The sequence below is a fragment of the Stenotrophomonas tumulicola genome (genome assembly GCF_014117215.1).
In the GTDB taxonomy this organism is placed as follows: domain Bacteria; phylum Pseudomonadota; class Gammaproteobacteria; order Xanthomonadales; family Xanthomonadaceae; genus Stenotrophomonas; species Stenotrophomonas tumulicola.
The window spans coordinates 193405-210749 of the sequence record NZ_JACGXS010000004.1 but is presented as its reverse complement, the minus strand read 5'-3'; the positions used below and the strand labels follow the sequence as shown (position 1 = coordinate 210749).

The window sequence follows — 17345 nt, the reverse complement described above, 5'->3', positions numbered from 1 at the left end:
AGGGTGGTGCATGGCGTGCGCCGGGGGTATCGGGGTTCCGGCCGGATGGCAGTGGGGCATCGCTCGCCCCATAATGTAAACTTACATTGTTATTTTATGGTTTACAGGATATCCATGGTTTCCCGCGATGATCTGGGGCAGTTGTTCGAGCTGCCCTTTCCTGTGCTGTTGCACCGTGCAGCCAGCGTGCACCACGCGCATTTCGATCCCACCCAGGTACAGGTTTCCACGCTGCTGTCGGTGAAGACCGGCGGCTGCCCGGAAGACTGCGCTTACTGTCCGCAGGCGCAGCGCTATGACACCGGCGTGTCGGCACAGAAGCTGATGGACGTGGAAGCGGTGCTGGTGCGCGCACGCGCGGCACGCGATGCCGGTGCCTCGCGCTTCTGCATGGGCGCGGCATGGCGCTCGCCGAAGGACCGCGACATCCCCAAGGTGGCCGCGATGATCGCCGGGGTGAAGGCGCTGGGCCTGGAAACCTGCGCCACGCTGGGCATGCTCGATGCCGGGCAGGCAGGGGCGCTGAAGGACGCCGGGCTGGACTATTACAACCACAACCTGGATACGTCGCCGGACTACTACGATTCCATCATCCACACGCGCAATTACCAGGATCGGCTGGACACGCTGGGCCATGTCCGCGATGCCGGGCTGAAGACCTGCTGCGGCGGCATCGTCGGCATGGGCGAAACCCGCGCGCAACGCATCGGCCTGCTGCACGCGCTGGCCAACCTGCCGGCACAGCCGGAATCGGTGCCGATCAATCGGCTGGTGCAGGTAGCCGGTACGCCGCTGCATGGCAGTACCGAGCTGGATCCTTTCGAGTTCGTGCGGATGATCGCGGTGGCGCGCATCGTGATGCCACGTTCGATGCTGCGACTATCGGCAGGAAGGGAGACCATGAGCGATGAGCTGCAGGCGCTGTGTTTCCTGGCCGGCGCCAATTCCATCTTCCATGGCGAAAAACTGCTGACCACGGGGAATCCGGACACGGCGCAGGATGAGGCGCTGTTCGCGCGGCTGGGCCTGGTTCCGATGACCAGGTAGCGACAGGCCATGCCCGTCACCGGCAACCTGACGTGCATTACCCGCCATTAGCCGATCGCAGCGGCAGCCATTCGCCCGGGTTTGCTACGCTACCCGCCCGTACCTCCCTGTTGCCGCCCCCATGGCCCGTCCTGATCTGTTCGACCGTGTCCAGACCCTGCGTGCCCAGCGGGATGCACAGGGCATCGCCCCACCACCGCGCGCGGTCAGCCGCCGCGATGGGGTGCGCGTGGAAGTGGACGGCCACTGGCTGGCCCAGTTCTGCAGCAGCGATTACCTGGGGCTTGCCCAGCAGTTCGGCGTGGTCAACGCCCTGCAGGAAGCAGCCGCGCGCGATGGCTTCGGTGCCGGTGCCACGCCCGCCGCCGGTGGCCGCCATGTCCTGCACGAGGCGCTGGAAAACGACGTCGCGCAGTGGCTCGGGTACCCGCGCGGCCTGCTGTTCGGCAGCAGCTTCCTCGCCAACCTGGCCGTACAGCAGGCACTGCTGGGCGAAGACGGCGATGTCTGCGTGCAGGACCATGGCAACGCGGCCAGCCTGCTCGATGCCAGCGCGCTGTCAGGCGCGCGCCTGCGCCGCTATCCGCACCTGGACAGCGAAGGTGCGATGCGCCAGTTGAAGCATGCCGCCGATGGCGCTGCGATGCTGGTCACCGAGGCGTTGTTCGCCGCGGAGGGCGATGCGGCGCCCCTGCGTTCCCTGTCGCTGGTGGCGCGCATGCAGCAGGCGCTGTTCTGCGTGGATGATGCGCACGGCATCGGCATCCTGGGCGAACAGGGACGTGGCAGCGTGGCCGCCGCCGGCCTGGGCATTGCCGAAGTACCGCTGCAGGTGTTGTCGCTGGAAAACGCGCTGGGTGGTGCAGGCGCGGTGGTGGTCGGCGATGCCGCCTTGATCGGCCACCTGGCCGCGACGGCACGTCCGTACCTGCACGCCACGGCCCTGCCGCCGGCGCTGGCAGCAGCCTCGCTTGACGCGCTGCGGCTGGTGCGTCGCGATGATTGGCGCCGCGAACGGTTGTCCGAACTTATCGATGTGTTCCGCGGCAGCGCGCGCGGACACGGGCTGGCACTGATGCCAACGGAGACGCCCATCCAACCGTTGCCATGCGCCAGCGACGCCGAGGCACGTGCACTGTCGCAGGCGTTGCAACAGGCCGGTTGGTGGGTGGAAGCGGTGCACGTTGCGGGTGCCACCGATGGCAGCGCGCGGCTGCGCGTGCGCCTGTCGGCACTGCACACGGCAGCCCAGGTGCAGGCACTGGTAGAGGCTATCGCCCAGGCACGCGACGGGTTGGCGTCAGGCCCGGCATGGCCGGCTGCCGCGCTGGCCTGAGGCGCCGGCATGCATATCGACGTCGTTGGCCAAGGCCCCGCCCTTGTCCTCCTCCATGGCTGGGCACTACAGGGCGCGGTGTTCGCGCCACTGATACAGCGGCTGTCTGCTGACTTCACCCTGCACGTGGTAGACCTGCCCGGCCATGGCCGCAGCCGCGCCGATGACACACCGCTGCGGCTTCCCGGTGTCGTCCATGCCATCGTCGCGGCAACGCCGCCTGCGGTGTGGTGTGGCTGGTCGCTCGGTGGCCTGTTCGCACTGCATGCGGCCGCCACCCAACCGCAGGTGCGCGGGCTGGCTATGATCGCCTCCTCGCCACGCTTCGTGCGCGACGCAGGCTGGCCGGATGCAGTACCACCGGCGCTGTTCGAACAGTTCGCACAGGACCTGGCCACGGACTACGCCGGCACCGTGGACCGCTTCCTGGCGCTGGACCTGATGCATGCCGCAGCCGGCCGCGACGATCTGCGCGGGCTGCACCAGCGCCTGGTGGATGATGGCCCGCCTGCACCGCGCGTGCTGGCCGAAGGCCGGCAACTCCTGGAGGCCACCGACCTGCGCGGCGCGCTGCCGACGCTGGGCAAGCCCAACCTGTGGCTGGCTGGCAGGCGCGACCGGCTGGCGCCACCGGCGGCCATGCACGCCGCTGCCGCGCTGACCCCTGCAGGGACCGCGGCCACCATCGAACATGGTGGGCATGCGCCTTTCCTTGGCCAGGCCGATGAAATAGCCGCGCGGCTGCAACAGTTCGTCGTCACCGTGGCATGAACAGATAGGCGAAAATGCAGGTCTTGTCGCACGAGGTGGACTGAACATGGATCTTGGAATTTCCGGCCGCTGGGCCTTGGTCTGCGGTGCCAGCAAGGGGCTGGGACTGGGCTGCGCCCGTGCGTTGGCCGCCGAGGGCGTGAACGTGGCCATCGTGGCGCGCGGCGAAGCGGCGCTGCAGCAGGCCGCTGCGGAACTGCGCGCCCTGCCCGGCGCGGCCGAGGTGCGCACGGTCGCCGCCGATGTCACCACCGAAGCCGGCCGGGCACTGGCGTTGGCCGCCTGCCCGCAGGTGGACATCCTGGTCACCAATGCCGGCGGGCCACCTGCAGGCGACTTCCGTACCTTCGAACGCGACGACTGGATCGCCGCGCTGGACGCCAACATGCTGGCCCCGATCGCACTGATCCGCGCCACCGTGGATGGCATGATCGAACGCGGCTTCGGCCGCATCGTCAACATCACCTCGTCGTCGGTGAAGGCGCCCATCGACATCCTGGCGCTGTCCAACGGCGCGCGTTCCGGACTGACCGGTTTCGTCGCCGGGCTGGCGCGGCGCACCGTCGCCCATGGCGTCACCATCAACAACCTGCTGCCCGGCCAGTTCGACACCGACCGCCTGCGCGGCAACTTCGCCTTCATGGCCAGCCAGCAGGGGGGCGACGCCGAGGCCATCGCCGAACAGAAGCGCAGCCATATCCCCGCCGGCCGCTTTGGCCAGCCCGATGAGTTCGGTGCGGCCTGTGCGTTCCTGTGCAGTGCGCAGGCGGGTTACCTTACCGGGCAGAACCTGCTGATCGACGGCGGCGCCTACCCCGGAACGTTCTGACGCCGCATCGCGGCCGCATCGAGACCTGCATGAACCACCGTTCCGATCCCCGCCACGTCCGCCGCGCCTTCGCGCGTGCCGCCACCACCTATGATGCCGCCGCCGCGCTGCAGCGCGAAGTGCAGCAGCGCCTGATGGAGTCGCTGGACTACCTGGAAGCACGCAGTCCCGAGGTCGTGCTGGACGTGGGGGCCGGTACCGGCCACGCCAGCGCATTGATGAAGAAGCGCTGGCCGAAGGCACAGGTGATCGCCCTGGACGTGGCCGAACCGATGTTGCAGCAGGCCAAGCGCCAGGCGGGCTGGTGGAAGCCGTTCCATCGCGTGTGTGCCAATGCCACCGCGTTGCCGCTGGCCGACGACAGCGTGGACGTCATCTTCAGCAACCTGTGCCTGCAGTGGGTGGACGACCTCCCGGCGGTGTTCGCCGGGTTCCGTCGCGTACTCAAGCCAGGCGGCCTGTTGCTATGTTCCACCTTCGGGCCGGAGACACTGGTCGAACTGGGCGAAGCCTTCCATGCCGTCGACGACCATCCGCATGTCAGCCGCTTCGCACCCATCGCGCAGCTCGGCGATGCGCTGATGATGGCCGGTTTCCGCGACCCGGTGCTGGACCGCGACCTGTTCACCCTGACCTACGACGACCTGCCGGCGTTGATGCGCGAACTGCGCGCGCTGGGTGCCACCAACGCACGCAGCGATCGCCGCCGTACGTTGACCGGACGCGGCCGTTTCACCGCGGCGGCGGCGGCTTACGAGCCATTGCGGCGCACCGATGGCAAGCTGCCCAGCAGTTGGGACGTGATCTATGCGCACGCCTGGGCACCGCAGGCCGGTGCGCCGATCCGCGAACAGGGGCAGGACATTGCCGCAGTGCCGGTATCGGCGATCCCGATCCGGCGGCGACCGGGCTGATGCGCTGCAACCCGGGGCCGCCATGCTCGCCGGGCATGGCCCGGCGCTAGCGGACCACGAACAGGTCGCGATGGAAGAAGTAGATTTCCTGGGCCAGAAACCGCCAACTGGTGTGGAAGCTGCGGAAACGCGTGCTCGGCGTGGATGATCCCAGCGCATCGATGCCCATCCCGCGGCTCAAGCGCAGTGCACGTGCCATGTGCAATGGGTCGCTGACGATGATCACCCGATGGATGCCGCGCTGGTCCATCAGGCGCTTGGCCTGCACCAGGTTCTGCACGGTATTGCGCGAAGCAGTCTCGATCAGGATGGCTTCGTCCGGCACGCCCTGCTTCAACGCATAGCGTCGCGCCACCTGCGATTCGGAAAACCGCGCACCACTGCCACCATAGCCACCGGTGAAGATCAGCAGCGGTGCGTAACCGGCATCGTAGAGGTCCAGTCCGTGGCGGATGCGTTCCTGGAACACCGGCGACGGCTTGGCGTCATACGCGGCGGCACCGAGCACGATGATCGCATCGGCATGCGCCGCCTGGTCGCGCTCACCGACCCAGACGATCCATGCCGTGACGCCCAGCAGCCACAGCATCACCAGCAGGAACAGTCGCCAGATCCAGCCGAGCAGGCCGGTACGCTGCCGGCCGGCGTGGTGCCGACTCATGCCGCACCCCACGGCAGCGCGTCGATATCCACGTTGCCGCCGGACAGGACCAGCCCCACCCGCAGCCCGGCAAAGCGCTGCGGCTGGGCCAGCACCGCGGCCAGGGCGATCGCCGAGGACGGTTCCACCACCTGCTTGAGCACCTGCCACAGCAGGCGCATGGCCTGCACGGTGGCTGCATCGTCAACCACGATCACCTCTGCGGCAGCGGCCTGGAGCACGGCGAAGTTCGGCGCACCCAAGGTTCCACGCAGGCCATCGCAGACGGTGTCGGGCACGAAATCGATGCGCCGTTCGCCCGCCTGCAACGAGCGCGCGGTGTCGGCTGCACCGGCCGGCTCGGCCAGCACCAGCCGGGTCCGTGGCGCCAGTTGCTGCAGTGCCAGTGCGGTGCCAGCGGCCAGCCCACCGCCGCCGACCGGCACCACCACCACGTCGAACGGGCCTTCGGCCTGCACCAGCTCCAGCGCGGCCGTGCCCTGCCCGGCAATCACCTGGGCATCAGCGTACGGATGCACCAGGGTCGCGCCGGTGTCAGCCTGCACCTGCGCACACATGCGTTCGCGCGCCTGGATGCTGGCCGCACAACGCCACAGCGTGGCGCCGTGGCGGCTGATATTGGCCAGCTTGGCCGCGACGGCACCTTCGGGCACCACCACATGGCAGGCAATGCCGCGGGTGCGCGCAGCCAGCGCCAGCGCGGCCCCGTGGTTCCCGGACGAATGCGTAACGACACCGGCCGCCGCCTGTCCGGGCGCCAGCGCCCATACCGCATTGCAGGCGCCACGGAACTTGAAAGCCCCGCTGCGTTGCAGGTGCTCGGCCTTGAATGCCAGCCGCGCGCCCGCCAGCGCATCCAGCGCGCGCGAACGCAGCACCGGCGTCAGCACCGCATGCGGCGCGATCCGGGCAGCAGCAGCCAGGACGCTCTGAGCTGGAAGCGACAACACTTCGTTCATCGGTAAAGATTAACGTATGGGTGATCACCACCGCCTGCCATCCTGAGTGCGTTTTCGCCGGCATTGGCCTTCATTCATGCTGGACTGGCTGGATTAAGGGCCGATTCAATGCCCACAGTCGATGCTGAAGTCCTGAACCCTGGGGGGTACCGCACCATGAAGATGCGCCTGATCATTGCCGGAGGCCTGTTGTTGGCGCTGTCCGGCTGCGCCACGTACGACTATGTCGGCGGTGGCAGCGACGGCTACTACCACGGTGCGCCGTCTACCCAGTACCGCTACCCGGCGGGATATCCCGGCGGCTATCCGTATGGTTATGGCAGTGGCTACTACGGCTACGGCAACTACGGCTATGGCTACCCGATATATCGCTCATATCCGAACTATCGCCCACCGCATCATGGCCATCGTCCGCCAGGCAATGGCAATCATCGGCCGCCGGATCGTCCGCGCCCGCCTACCCGTCCACCGGGCAACAACGGTGGCTCGCCGTGGCGGAACATGGATTCCAATACGCGGCCACGCCAGCCCAACGTGAGTCGTCCTGCACCGCAACGCCAGCAGCAAGCACGTCCCGCGCAGCCGCCGCGTCAGTCAACACCGCGTTCCAATGGCGGTTCGCCATGGCGAAACATGAACCGTGGCACAGAACGAAAGGTTGAGCGTTGAAAGACGCTTGATCCTTCCTCGCGGAAAGTTCAAGCTAGGCCTGCAGTGACCCGCCACGTCCAAAAGTGACAAAGACGACGCAGCCGGTCACATCGACCATGTCGATATCCGATAGGAACATCTGGATCCCCCCTGTTCCGGCCCTGTCGGATGTCGGCACCTAAAAAGACAAGGCCCCGCGCAAGCGGGGCCTTGTTGTTCAAGAGCCTTGGGGCCAGAAAAACAGGGCCGGACAGTCCCCCGACTGGCCGGCCCCTCGCTTCCCCCTCGTGCATCTGGACCAGCCCCTGTTCCAATTCCGGTCCATAGCGCCATCGGCGCCGATCACGCTGGGTGCTATTGGGTTATCTGCACATAACGTGCCAACTTTAGGTTTTTTTTGATCGGATGCCTTTTCGCAGCAAAGGGATCCGGCCCCAGCCAGTCCCCCGGCACCCGATTGGCGCTAAAATCGCCAGCCTGCCGCTTCGAGCCCCTCATGACCGACTCCTTCCATCGTTACGACGTCATCGTCATCGGCGGCGGCCACGCCGGCACCGAAGCCGCGCTGGCGTCGGCGCGCAGCGGTGCGCGGACCCTGCTGCTGACCCACAACATCGAAACCGTGGGCGCGATGAGCTGCAACCCGGCCATCGGTGGCATCGGCAAGGGTCACCTGGTCAAGGAGATCGACGCCCTGGGCGGCGCGATGGCCCATGCCGCCGACCGCGCCGGCATCCAGTGGCGCACCTTGAACGCGTCCAAGGGACCGGCCGTGCGCGCCACCCGCTGCCAGGCCGACCGCAATCTCTACCGCATGGCCATCCGCGCCATCGTCGAGGCGCAGCCGAACCTGACCGTGTTCCAGGCGGCAGTGGACGATCTGGTGATCGACAACGGCACCGTCGAAGGCGACCGCGTGCGCGGCGTGATCACCCAGACCGGCCTGCGCTTCGATGCCGAAGCGGTGGTGCTGACCGCCGGTACCTTCCTGGCCGGGAAGATCCACGTCGGCCCCACCCAATACGCCGCCGGCCGCATGGGCGATCCGCCAGCGACCACGTTGGCCGCGCGCCTGCGTGAACGTCCATTCCAGGTAGACCGCCTGAAGACGGGCACCCCGCCACGCATCGATGGCCGCTCGCTGGACTACAGCGTGATGGTCGAGCAGCCCGGTGATTCGCCTCGTCCGGTGATGTCGTTCCTCGGTTCGGTGGACGAGCATCCCGAACAGGTCAGCTGCTGGATCACCCACACCAGCGAACATACCCACCAGATCATCCGCGATGCCCTGCACCGCTCGCCCCTGTACAGCGGGCAGATCGAAGGCATCGGCCCGCGCTACTGCCCTTCCATCGAGGACAAGGTGGTGCGCTTCGCCGAGAAGGACAGCCACCAGATCTTCGTGGAACCCGAAGGCCTGGGCATCGTGGAGATCTACCCCAACGGCATTTCCACCTCCTTGCCGTTCGATGTGCAGCTGACGATGGTGCGCAGCATCCGCGGCTTCGGCAACGCCCACATCACCCGCCCGGGCTACGCCATCGAATACGACTACTTCGACCCGCGCGGGCTGAAGGCATCGCTGGAAACCAAGACGGTGCAGGGGCTGTTCTTCGCCGGCCAGATCAACGGTACCACCGGCTATGAAGAAGCCGCCGCGCAGGGCCTGCTGGCCGGGCTCAACGCCGCCCGCCAGGTCCGCGGTGAAGCCGGCTGGTGCCCGCGCCGCGACGAGGCATACCTGGGCGTGCTGGTGGACGACCTGATCACCCACGGCACCACCGAGCCGTACCGCATGTTCACCAGCCGTGCCGAATACCGGCTGCAGCTGCGCGAGGACAACGCCGACCAGCGCTTGACGCCGGCCGGTCGCGCGATGGGCCTGGTGGATGACCGTCGCTGGGCCGCGTTCGAAGCCAAGCAGGCGGCGGTGGCGGCCGAAACCACGCGCCTGCGCGCGCTGTGGGCGACGCCGGGCAACGCCCTGGGCCGCGAGGTGGAGCAGGTACTGGGCGTGGCGGTAAGCCGCGAAACCAACGTGCTGGACCTGATCAAGCGACCGGAACTGGATTACGCCCAGTTGATGCAGGTGCCGTCGCTGGGCCCGGCCGTGGACGACGCGAAGGTCGCCGAGCAGGTCGAGATCGGCGTCAAGTACGCCGGTTACCTGGACCGCCAGCGCGAAGAGATCGAGCGCCAGCAGCGGCATGAAGCCACGCCGATCAGCGATGGTTTCGAGTACGCCAGCGTGCGCGGGCTGTCGGCCGAAGTGCTGCAGAAGCTGGAACGCGTGCGCCCGCAGACCATCGGCCAGGCACAGCGCATCCCGGGCATGACGCCGGCCGCGATTTCGCTGCTGCTGGTGCACCTGGAACGCGCGCGCCGCAGCCGCGTCGCGTGACCCAACGAACACGGCAGCGCCTGGCCATGCCCGGCGGATGCCACCGTCCCACTTCGTTCGCCGGGCATGGCTCGGCGCTACCCCGGAGATTGATATGTCCCCCCTGCGCCCTTTCCGCGACAAGATGCCGGTGCTCGGCGCGCGCGCCTACGTGGATCCCGCCTGCACGATCATCGGTGACGTTGAACTCGGCGACGATGTATCGGTGTGGCCGGGCACGATCATCCGCGGTGACGTCAACTTCATCCGCATCGGTGCGCGCAGCAACGTGCAGGACGGCACCATCATCCACGTCAGCCACCACAGCCCCTTCAACAAGGCCGGCTACCCGACCCTGGTCGGCGAGGGCGTGACTGTCGGCCATGGCTGCATCCTGCATGCCTGCACCATCGGCGATTACAGCCTGATCGGCATGGGCGCCTGCATCCTGGACGGCGCACGGGTGGAGAAGCACGGCTTCGTCGGTGCCGGTGCGGTGGTGGGCCCGGGCAAGGTGGTGGGCGAGGGCGAACTGTGGCTGGGCAACCCGGCCCGGCCGGCCCGGCTGTTGAAAGAGGCGGAAATCGAGGCGCTGCATTACTCGGCCGACCATTACGTGCGCCTGAAGGACGAATACCTGGGCGCATGACGCCCAGCCGGGCACGCCGTCCCGACGGTATCGCCGGGCCATGCCCGGCAGCGTGCTCTGCTAAAGTCGGGTCCCGACCAGGATGACGTCGAGACCCTTATGCACGTGGCCACCTGCCGGCGAGGAACCCGGCGCCGATGACCGCAACGCCGATGCTGGATACCTACCGCGAAGTGATCACGCCGGAGGGCGTGCCACTGCAGCTGCGTGCCGCCGGGCCGATCCCGCGCGCGCTGGCCTGGTTGATCGATTTCGGCCTGCGCTTCATGCTGCTGGCATTGCTGTCCATTCCGCTGGCCCTGCTGGATGAGTTCGGCCGCGGCATCTACCTAGCGGTGATGTTCCTGCTCAACTGGGCCTACACCATCGTGCTGGAAGCCGTGTGGGGACAGACGCCGGGAAAGCGCGCGATGGCGCTGCGGGTCATCGCGCGCGATGGGTCGCCGATCGGATGGAGTGCTTCGGTTACCCGCAACCTGCTGCGCACCGTGGACATGCTGCCGTTCGGCTATGCGCTGGGGCTGCTGAGCAGCCTGTTCGATCCGCATGGACGGCGCCTGGGCGACCTGGTCGCCGGCACCCTGGTGGTGCACGCCGAAGCCCGCACCGAGATTCCGGCAACCACCATGGACAGCGTGCTGCCGCCACCGGTGCCGCTGACGCCGCTGGAACAATCCGCAGTGATCGCCTTCGCCGAGCGCGGCCCACGCCTGTCGCCCGGGCGCCAGCAGGAACTGGCCGGCATTGCCGCACCGTTGACCGAAGCCAGCGGACAGGTCGGCGTGCTGCGTCTGTACGCGATGGCCAACTGGCTGCTGGGGCGGCGATGAAGCAGGAACAGTTCGTCGCCCGGTACCAGCAGGAATGGCAGGCGCTGGAAGGCTGGCTGGAACAGCGCGCGCACCTGGGGCGACGCCGACGTGCGCGCCTGGCACCAGATCCTGCGCTGCCGGCCGATGCCGAGTTCCCGCAACGTTACCGGCGCCTGTGCCAACAGCTGGCCCTGGCCCGCCAGCGCGGTTACAGCCCGCAACTGGTGGCGCGCCTGCAGCACCTGATGCAACGCGGCCACACCCTGCTGTACCGCACGCCGGCGTTCCGCTGGCGCCGCGTGTTGGAATTCCTGCTCGCCGATTTCCCGCAGCAGGTGCGTGACCAGGCCGGCGTGATGTGGGTGTCGCTGGCCTTGTTCGCGCTGCCGCTGGTCGCCAGCTTCGTGCTGGTGCAGCTGCATCCTGGGCTGATCCACCTGCTGATGGACAACGCACGCCTGGCGCAGATGGAACGCATGTACGATCCGTCGGCTCCGAACCTGGGCCGCGACAGCGGCAGCGACTGGATGATGTTCGGCTACTACATCATGAACAACATCAGCATCGGCCTGCGCACCTTTGCCAGTGGATTGCTGGCCGGCGTCGGGACGGTACTGGTGCTGCTGTTCAACGGCATCACCATCGGCGCGGCGGCCGGCCACCTGCAGCATGTGGGCCATGGTGATCCGTTCTGGCGCTTCGTGGTCGGCCACGGTGCCTTCGAGCTGACGGCGATCGTGATCGCCGGCGGCGCCGGACTGCAGCTGGGCATGCGCCTGGTAGCGCCGGGGCGCCAGCGGCGCGTAGACGCACTGAGGGAAGGCGGGCGCATCGGCGCGCAGCTGTGCCTGGGCATCGCCGCGATGCTGCTGGTAGCGGCGTTCATCGAAGCCTTCTGGTCGTCCATCGCCTCGGTCCCGGCCTGGGGCAAGTACAGCGTGGCGGCCGTGCTGTGGACACTGGTGCTGGCGTGGCTGTGGCGTGGTGGGCGCGGAGGCACGCGTGCGCATTGACCAGTTGAACGTGGTGCTGCGCAGCCGCAGCAGCTGGGAGGCGATGGAGCTGGGCACCGCGTTGGCGCGCCACCAGGCACGTGCAGCATGGGGCGCGTGGCTGCTGGCCAGCGCGCCGTTGTTCCTGCTGGCCAACGCACTGGCGTGGTGGCATGGCGATGCGTTCGGATGGGCATGGCTGTTGCTATGGTGGTGCAAGCCGCTGTTCGAACGCGTGGTGCTGTACGTGCTGTCGCGCGACGTGTTCGGCGAACCGGTGGGGGCGTGGCAGGCACTGCGTGCACAGCGACACTGGGGCGTGGCCGGCTTCTGGGGCTACCTGGGATGGCGGCGCTTCAGCCTGCTGCGCAATGTATGCCTGCCGGTGAACCTGCTGGAAGGCGCCGATGCGGCACAGCGCGCGCAGCGACGGCGCGCGGTGCTGGCCGCGACGGCGGGCCCGTCGATGCTGCTCACGCTGGTCTGCCTGGGCTTCGAAATCGTACTGGTGGCCGGTAGCGTGGCAGCCGTATTCCTGTTCGTGCCAGTGGAACTGATGTCCGACTCCTGGCGTGCGGCATGGGAGCTGATCGACCAGGACACCCCCGCCTGGGCCAAGCTGGGCTGGAACCTGCTGTGGTGGTTGGCTGCCTGCGTCATCGGTCCGTTCCACATCGGTGCCGGCTTCGGGCTGTATGTGAACCGGCGCACGCAGATGGAGGCCTGGGACGTGGAGATCAGCTTCCGGCGCCTGCGCGAGCGGTTGCAGCGTGCGGCACCGATGGTGGTGCTGCTGCTGGCGGTCGCGCTGCCGGCATGGCCGCCGACGGCGCATGCACAGGAGGCAGCGCAGGACGCTGTTGAAGCGGCGGCCCAGGACGATGTCCCCGCTGCGGGTGATACTGCCGATGGCGACGCCGGCGAAGACGAAGACGACCGGATCGATCCCGATGACACGCCGGCGGGCATCTTCGGCGACGAGGAGGTGGACACCGCAGGCTTCCGCCAGGCAGTGCAGCGTGCCTACGAAGATCCGTTGCAGCGTCCCACCCGCGAGGTCACCACATGGCAACCGCGCGATGCGGAAGAAGCCAGGCGCAAGGAGCGCGAGCGGCTGCAGCGTGAAAGGGAGAAGCAGCCCCCGACGGAGCTGGCCAAGCGCGTCGCCAGCCTGTTGGCGCTGGTGGCCGAATGGGGCCTGTGGTTGTTGCTGGGTGGGCTGCTGCTGGTGCTGCTGGTCACTGCCAGGCGCTGGCTGCCCTGGTTGCGCGGCTCCGGACGCCGTGCCGCCGCTACCCAGCGCGAGGCCAGCGAAGACGCCATTGTCCTGCCCGAGGTGGTGCCGCCCGACGTCGCCACCCGTGCGCGCGACCTGTGGGCGCGCGGCATGCCGCGCCAGGCGCTTGCCCTGCTCTACCGTGCCAGCGTGCAGACCGTGGTGGAACGCAGTGGCGTGGTGCTGCCACCGGGTGCGACCGAAGCACAGGTGCTGCGCGTATCGCGCCGCATGCCCGACGCGCGCGACCGCAGCTTGTTCGCCGACGTCGTGCGCATGTGGCAGTACGCCGCTTATGCAAACCGGTTGCCGCACCGCGAGGCATTCGAACAGCTGGCCGATGCCCTGCAGGCCCAGTACCGGTGGCCGGCATGAAGCCGCGCGTGCTGTGGTCGTTGCTGGCCGGGCTGGCGCTGCTGGTTGCGGTGCCGCTGGTGGTGGTGTTCCTTCGCACGCATGAGCGGGTCACCCAGCGCGAGGTGCTGCCGCCACAAGGCGAGGCCAGCTACAACCCACTGTACGTGCTGGGCCTGGCGCTGCATGCCGATGGCCTGCAGGCACGATCGCGCGCACGCCTGGACATGGCCGCGATGGCACCCGCACCGGGCGATACGCTGGTGCTGCTGCAGGACAGCGGCGAGTTGCCGCCTGCACAGGTGGACGCGCTGCTGGCGTGGACCGCGCGCGGAGGCCACCTGCTGCTGCGTACGCCACCGCCAGTGAAAGGCGAGGATGATGATGAGCCCGAACCGCTGCTGCTGCAGCGGCTGGGCGTTGACAGCCGCGGATTCCCCACTGCGTGCCAACGGTTCCACGTCGAGGACGATCCCAGCCACGTGGAGTTCTGCGGTGGCCGCCGTTTCGACCTGGACGACGCCGCCTACGAACAGGTGCAGCGTGAGTGGGGCGGCGAGGAGGGGCTGGTGTTCGCACGCCTGCATCATGGCCAGGGCGTGGTGGACGTGCTGGCCGACATGGAGTTCATGAAGGGCCAGCCGGAATCCCATACCTTCCTGCCGCGCGCGCTGCGCCCGAAACGGGACGTGGCCGAACCACGCGATGGCCTGCATGACCGCGCGCATCGCGACCTGACCCGCTACCTGCTGCAACCGAATTACGGCAAGGGCACGGTGTGGCTGGTGTATGCCAGCCGACCGCCTTCACTGTGGGCACGCATCATCTTCGAAGGCTGGCCGCTGTGGGTGCCGCTGCTGTTGGCGCTGCTGGGAGGGTTGTGGGCGCGTTCGCAGCGCTTCGGCAGCGTACTGCCCTCTTCGCCGGCCGAGCGCCGTTCATTGCTGGAGCACGTGCGCGCCAGCGGTGAATTGCTGCTGCGCCAACGCCAGGGTCCACGCCTGCACGCTGCCATGCGCGCCTTGTTCCTGCGCCGGCTGCAGGCACGTGCACCCACCGCTGCTGCGCTGGAAGGCGCCGCGCAGGAACAGGCCATCGCCGACCTGCTGCAGTGGCCGCCCGGACGCGTGCAAACCGCACTGGCCACCCCGCCCGCCAATGATTCCGCCGCCCTGAAGGAGCGGATCGCCCTGTTGCTCCAGATGAGAAGCCTGCTATGACTGAACTGGAAACCCCGACCCCGCCGCCACTGGGCGGTGCCTCACCGGACACCGCCAGCCTGGTCCAGCGCGTGGATACCATCCGCGAAGCCGTCGGCCAGGCCTTCATCGGCCAGGCCGAGGTGCTCGACCAGATCCTGGTGGCACTGCTTGCTGGTGGGCATGTGCTGATCGAAGGCGTGCCCGGACTGGGCAAGACGCTGCTGGTACGCGCGCTGGCGCAGGCGCTGGAACTGGACCATGGGAGGGTGCAGTTCACCCCGGACCTGATGCCCAGCGATGTCAGCGGCCACGCTGTGTACGACCCGAAGAGCGAGAGCTTCAAGATCCGCCGTGGGCCGGTGTTCACCCACCTGCTGCTGGCGGACGAGATCAACCGCGCGCCGGCCAAGACCCAGTCGGCCCTGCTGGAAGTAATGCAGGAAGGCCAGGTGACCATCGAAGGCAAGTCGTTCGCGCTGGCACCACCGTTCATGGCCCTGGCCACGCAGAACCCGGTGGAGCAGGAAGGCACCTATCCACTGCCGGAAGCACAGCTGGACCGCTTCCTGCTGAAGATCATCATCGACTATCCCGCATTGGACGATGAAAGGCGCATGGTCGATGCGGTGACCACCGGCCGCAGCGCCAGCGACTTCGACCTGCAACGGGTGCCGCGCGTGCTCAATGCCGGCGAGGTGGTCGCGCTGCAGCAGGCCACCGCCGCGATCACCGTGGATGCCGAAGTCATCGATTACGCGGTACGTATCGTCGCCGCCACGCGCACCTGGCCCGGCATCGCGCTGGGTGCGGGGCCACGCGGCAGCATCGCGCTGGTGCGCGCAGCCCGTGCGCAGGCGTTGCTGGCCGGCCGCGATTTCGTCACTCCGGATGACGTGCGTGACATCGCCCGACCTGCATTGCGCCACCGGATCGCACTGGCGCCAGAGCTGCAGATCGAAGGCCAGGGACCGGATGACGTGCTCGGTGCGCTGCTGGCCAAGGTGGAAGCGCCGCGCCGATGAGGCCTGCCCTGCCGCTGCTGTGGCTGTTGCTGGCATGGGCCGTGATCGGTGGCGCGGTGCTGGCCGGCTGGCTGCCGCGCTGGAGCTGGCAGCTCGCCCTCGGGTTGATCGTGCTGGTGGCGTTGCTGGACCTGTTCCGCCTGCGGCGCTTGCCATCGCCCACGGCGCAGCGGCGCATGCCCGAAGCACTGGCGCTGGATGTGCGTCGCGACGTGCAGCTGAGCCTGCAATCCAAGCGCGCACTGCGGCTGGAAGTGTTCGACCTGGTGCCCGGCGCATGGCATGTCGACGGCCTGCCGCGCCGCGTGCGCCTGCGCGCGGGCTACGCCACCACGCTGGAGTACGCCGTGCAGCCGCCGCAACGCGGGCGCTTCCGCCTGGACGGTGTGCAGCTTCGGCTGTTCTCGCCCTGGCGGCTGTGGCGCCAGCAACGCAGCGTGCCGCCCGCGCTGGACGTACGCGTGTTCCCCAACTTCGTGCCGCTGACGCGCTTTGCATTGTTCAGTGCCGAACAGGCCTCGCGGATGGTCGGTGCGCACCTGAAGCGCCGGCGCGGCGAGGGTACCGACTTCCACCAGATGCGCGAGTACCGCATCGGTGACAGCCTGCGCCAGATCGACTGGAAGGCGACCTCGCGTGCACGACGTCTGGTATCGCGCGAATACCAGGACGAGAAGAACCAGCAGATGCTGCTGATGCTCGACACCGGCCGGCGGATGATGGCCAGCGATGGCGGCCTTTCCCATTTCGACCAGGTGTTGAACGCTGCGTTGGTGGTGTCCTACCTGGCGCTGCGCCAGGGTGATGGCGTCGGCCTGCACGCCACCGGAGGCGACCACCGCTGGGTAGCACCCGGGCGCGGCATGGCCACCATCGACGAGCTGCTGCGTGCCAGCTACGACCTGCAGCCACAGGCCGTGGCCACCGACTACCTGGCCGCGGCCACCGAACTGGCGGCCCTGCAGCGTCGCCGCGCACTGGTGATGCTGGTGACCAACGTGCGCGACGAGGATATCGAAGACCTGCTGGCGGCGGTGAAGCTGCTGCAACGCCGGCACCTGGTGTGCGTGGCCAGCCTGCGCGAGCAGGTATTGGACCAGGCGCTGGAGCGCCCGGTGCAGGACGACACCGATGCGGCACAGGCCGGCGCCGCGGCACTGTACCTGCAGCAGCGCGCGCAGGCACACGATGCGCTGCGCAGCCATCGCGTGATGGTGCTGGACGTCACCGCCGATGCACTGCCCGGCGCCCTGGTGGAGCGTTACCTGTCGGTGAAGCGCGACGGATTGTTGTAACCGGGTTGACGGGCATGGCCCGTCACTACCGGGTAGAGCGGGGCCATGCCCCGCTGCCGTTGGATGCCTCCCCGTGCAGGCGACATGCGCGACGGCGCCTGGCGCCGTTGACGGGCACGGCCCGTCATTACCGGGTAGAGCGGGGCCATGCCCCGCTGCCGTTGGATGCCCTCCCGTGCAGGCGACATGCGCGCG

At 68.2% G+C, this 17345-nt stretch carries 15 protein-coding genes and 1 pseudogene; 14 read left to right on the top strand and 2 right to left on the bottom strand.

Annotated features, from left to right (window positions below; genetic code table 11):
• Positions 1-96: 96 nt before the first annotated feature.
• The 5 genes and pseudogenes from bioB to bioC all read left to right on the top strand — a co-directional run.
• Positions 97-1038 (top strand): annotated as a pseudogene (gene bioB / locus H4O11_RS10435) (biotin synthase BioB); the annotation flags it as partial.
• A 130-nt stretch (positions 1039-1168) separates the two neighbouring features.
• Complete coding sequence (locus H4O11_RS10430; RefSeq protein ID WP_182339352.1) at positions 1169-2383, top strand: aminotransferase class I/II-fold pyridoxal phosphate-dependent enzyme; 1215 nt, start codon at positions 1169-1171, stop codon at positions 2381-2383.
• 9 nt (positions 2384-2392) lie between these two features.
• Entirely contained in the window at positions 2393-3154 is a 762-nt protein-coding gene (gene bioH / locus H4O11_RS10425; RefSeq protein WP_182339351.1) for a pimeloyl-ACP methyl ester esterase BioH, read from the top strand.
• 46 nt (positions 3155-3200) lie between these two features.
• On the top strand, positions 3201-3983 hold the full coding sequence (locus H4O11_RS10420; protein WP_182339350.1) for an SDR family oxidoreductase: 783 nt from the start codon (positions 3201-3203) through the stop codon (positions 3981-3983).
• Positions 3984-4012: 29 nt separating this feature from the next.
• Complete coding sequence (gene bioC, locus H4O11_RS10415) at positions 4013-4897, top strand: malonyl-ACP O-methyltransferase BioC (protein ID WP_182339349.1); 885 nt, start codon at positions 4013-4015, stop codon at positions 4895-4897.
• Between the two features lie 46 nt (positions 4898-4943).
• Here bioC and H4O11_RS10410 read toward each other — a convergent pair whose 3' ends face one another.
• A complete protein-coding gene (locus H4O11_RS10410) occupies positions 4944-5570 on the bottom strand; it encodes a YdcF family protein (RefSeq protein WP_425506036.1) in 627 nt (208 codons plus the stop codon).
• On the bottom strand, positions 5555-6517 hold the full coding sequence (locus H4O11_RS10405) for a pyridoxal-phosphate dependent enzyme (protein WP_182339347.1): 963 nt from the start codon (positions 6515-6517) through the stop codon (positions 5555-5557). Before H4O11_RS10405 ends, H4O11_RS10410 begins: the two co-directional genes overlap by 16 nt.
• A 156-nt stretch (positions 6518-6673) precedes the next feature.
• Here H4O11_RS10405 and H4O11_RS10400 point away from each other — a divergent pair, with 156 nt between their 5' ends.
• From H4O11_RS10400 to H4O11_RS10360, 9 genes are all read left to right on the top strand, one after another.
• Positions 6674-7186, top strand: a complete 513-nt coding sequence (locus H4O11_RS10400) for a hypothetical protein (RefSeq protein ID WP_182339346.1) — start codon at positions 6674-6676, stop codon at positions 7184-7186.
• Positions 7187-7664: 478 nt separating this feature from the next.
• A complete protein-coding gene (gene mnmG / locus H4O11_RS10395) occupies positions 7665-9569 on the top strand; it encodes a tRNA uridine-5-carboxymethylaminomethyl(34) synthesis enzyme MnmG (RefSeq protein ID WP_182339345.1) in 1905 nt (634 codons plus the stop codon).
• 94 nt (positions 9570-9663) lie between these two features.
• Positions 9664-10197, top strand: coding sequence for a gamma carbonic anhydrase family protein (locus H4O11_RS10390; protein ID WP_182339344.1), 534 nt, complete (start codon positions 9664-9666; stop codon positions 10195-10197).
• 137 nt (positions 10198-10334) lie between these two features.
• The gene (locus H4O11_RS10385; RefSeq protein WP_246333417.1) at positions 10335-11027 is read left to right on the top strand and encodes an RDD family protein; all 693 of its coding nucleotides are present in this window, start codon (positions 10335-10337) and stop codon (positions 11025-11027) included.
• Positions 11024-12022 (top strand): stage II sporulation protein M, encoded by a 999-nt coding sequence (locus H4O11_RS10380; protein WP_182339343.1) that lies wholly within the window; start codon positions 11024-11026, stop codon positions 12020-12022. Before H4O11_RS10385 ends, H4O11_RS10380 begins: the two co-directional genes overlap by 4 nt.
• Positions 12012-13652, top strand: coding sequence for a DUF4129 domain-containing protein (locus H4O11_RS10375; protein WP_182339342.1), 1641 nt, complete (start codon positions 12012-12014; stop codon positions 13650-13652). Before H4O11_RS10380 ends, H4O11_RS10375 begins: the two co-directional genes overlap by 11 nt.
• The gene (locus tag H4O11_RS10370; RefSeq protein ID WP_182339341.1) at positions 13649-14851 is read left to right on the top strand and encodes a DUF4350 domain-containing protein; all 1203 of its coding nucleotides are present in this window, start codon (positions 13649-13651) and stop codon (positions 14849-14851) included. Before H4O11_RS10375 ends, H4O11_RS10370 begins: the two co-directional genes overlap by 4 nt.
• Positions 14848-15855 (top strand): AAA family ATPase, encoded by a 1008-nt coding sequence (locus H4O11_RS10365; protein WP_182339340.1) that lies wholly within the window; start codon positions 14848-14850, stop codon positions 15853-15855. Before H4O11_RS10370 ends, H4O11_RS10365 begins: the two co-directional genes overlap by 4 nt.
• Positions 15852-17150: a DUF58 domain-containing protein gene (locus H4O11_RS10360; protein WP_182339339.1), complete on the top strand. Its 1299-nt coding sequence runs from the start codon at positions 15852-15854 to the stop codon at positions 17148-17150. Before H4O11_RS10365 ends, H4O11_RS10360 begins: the two co-directional genes overlap by 4 nt.
• Positions 17151-17345 lie beyond the last annotated feature (195 nt).

Bases quoted from the DNA above. Each gene is read 5' to 3' on its own strand.
- bioH (WP_182339351.1), top strand. From the start codon at position 2,393: ATGCATATCGACGTCGTTGGCCAAGGCCCCGCCCTTGTCCTCCTCCAT.
- H4O11_RS10420 (WP_182339350.1), top strand. From the start codon at position 3,201: ATGGATCTTGGAATTTCCGGCCGCTGGGCCTTGGTCTGCGGTGCCAGC.
- H4O11_RS10370 (WP_182339341.1), top strand. From the start codon at position 13,649: ATGAAGCCGCGCGTGCTGTGGTCGTTGCTGGCCGGGCTGGCGCTGCTG.
- bioC (WP_182339349.1), top strand. From the start codon at position 4,013: ATGAACCACCGTTCCGATCCCCGCCACGTCCGCCGCGCCTTCGCGCGT.
- H4O11_RS10400 (WP_182339346.1), top strand. From the start codon at position 6,674: ATGAAGATGCGCCTGATCATTGCCGGAGGCCTGTTGTTGGCGCTGTCC.
- H4O11_RS10405 (WP_182339347.1), bottom strand. From the start codon at position 6,517: ATGAACGAAGTGTTGTCGCTTCCAGCTCAGAGCGTCCTGGCTGCTGCT.
- H4O11_RS10360 (WP_182339339.1), top strand. From the start codon at position 15,852: ATGAGGCCTGCCCTGCCGCTGCTGTGGCTGTTGCTGGCATGGGCCGTG.
- H4O11_RS10385 (WP_246333417.1), top strand. From the start codon at position 10,335: ATGACCGCAACGCCGATGCTGGATACCTACCGCGAAGTGATCACGCCG.
- H4O11_RS10430 (WP_182339352.1), top strand. From the start codon at position 1,169: ATGGCCCGTCCTGATCTGTTCGACCGTGTCCAGACCCTGCGTGCCCAG.
- H4O11_RS10380 (WP_182339343.1), top strand. From the start codon at position 11,024: ATGAAGCAGGAACAGTTCGTCGCCCGGTACCAGCAGGAATGGCAGGCG.
- H4O11_RS10365 (WP_182339340.1), top strand. From the start codon at position 14,848: ATGACTGAACTGGAAACCCCGACCCCGCCGCCACTGGGCGGTGCCTCA.
- mnmG (WP_182339345.1), top strand. From the start codon at position 7,665: ATGACCGACTCCTTCCATCGTTACGACGTCATCGTCATCGGCGGCGGC.
- H4O11_RS10390 (WP_182339344.1), top strand. From the start codon at position 9,664: ATGTCCCCCCTGCGCCCTTTCCGCGACAAGATGCCGGTGCTCGGCGCG.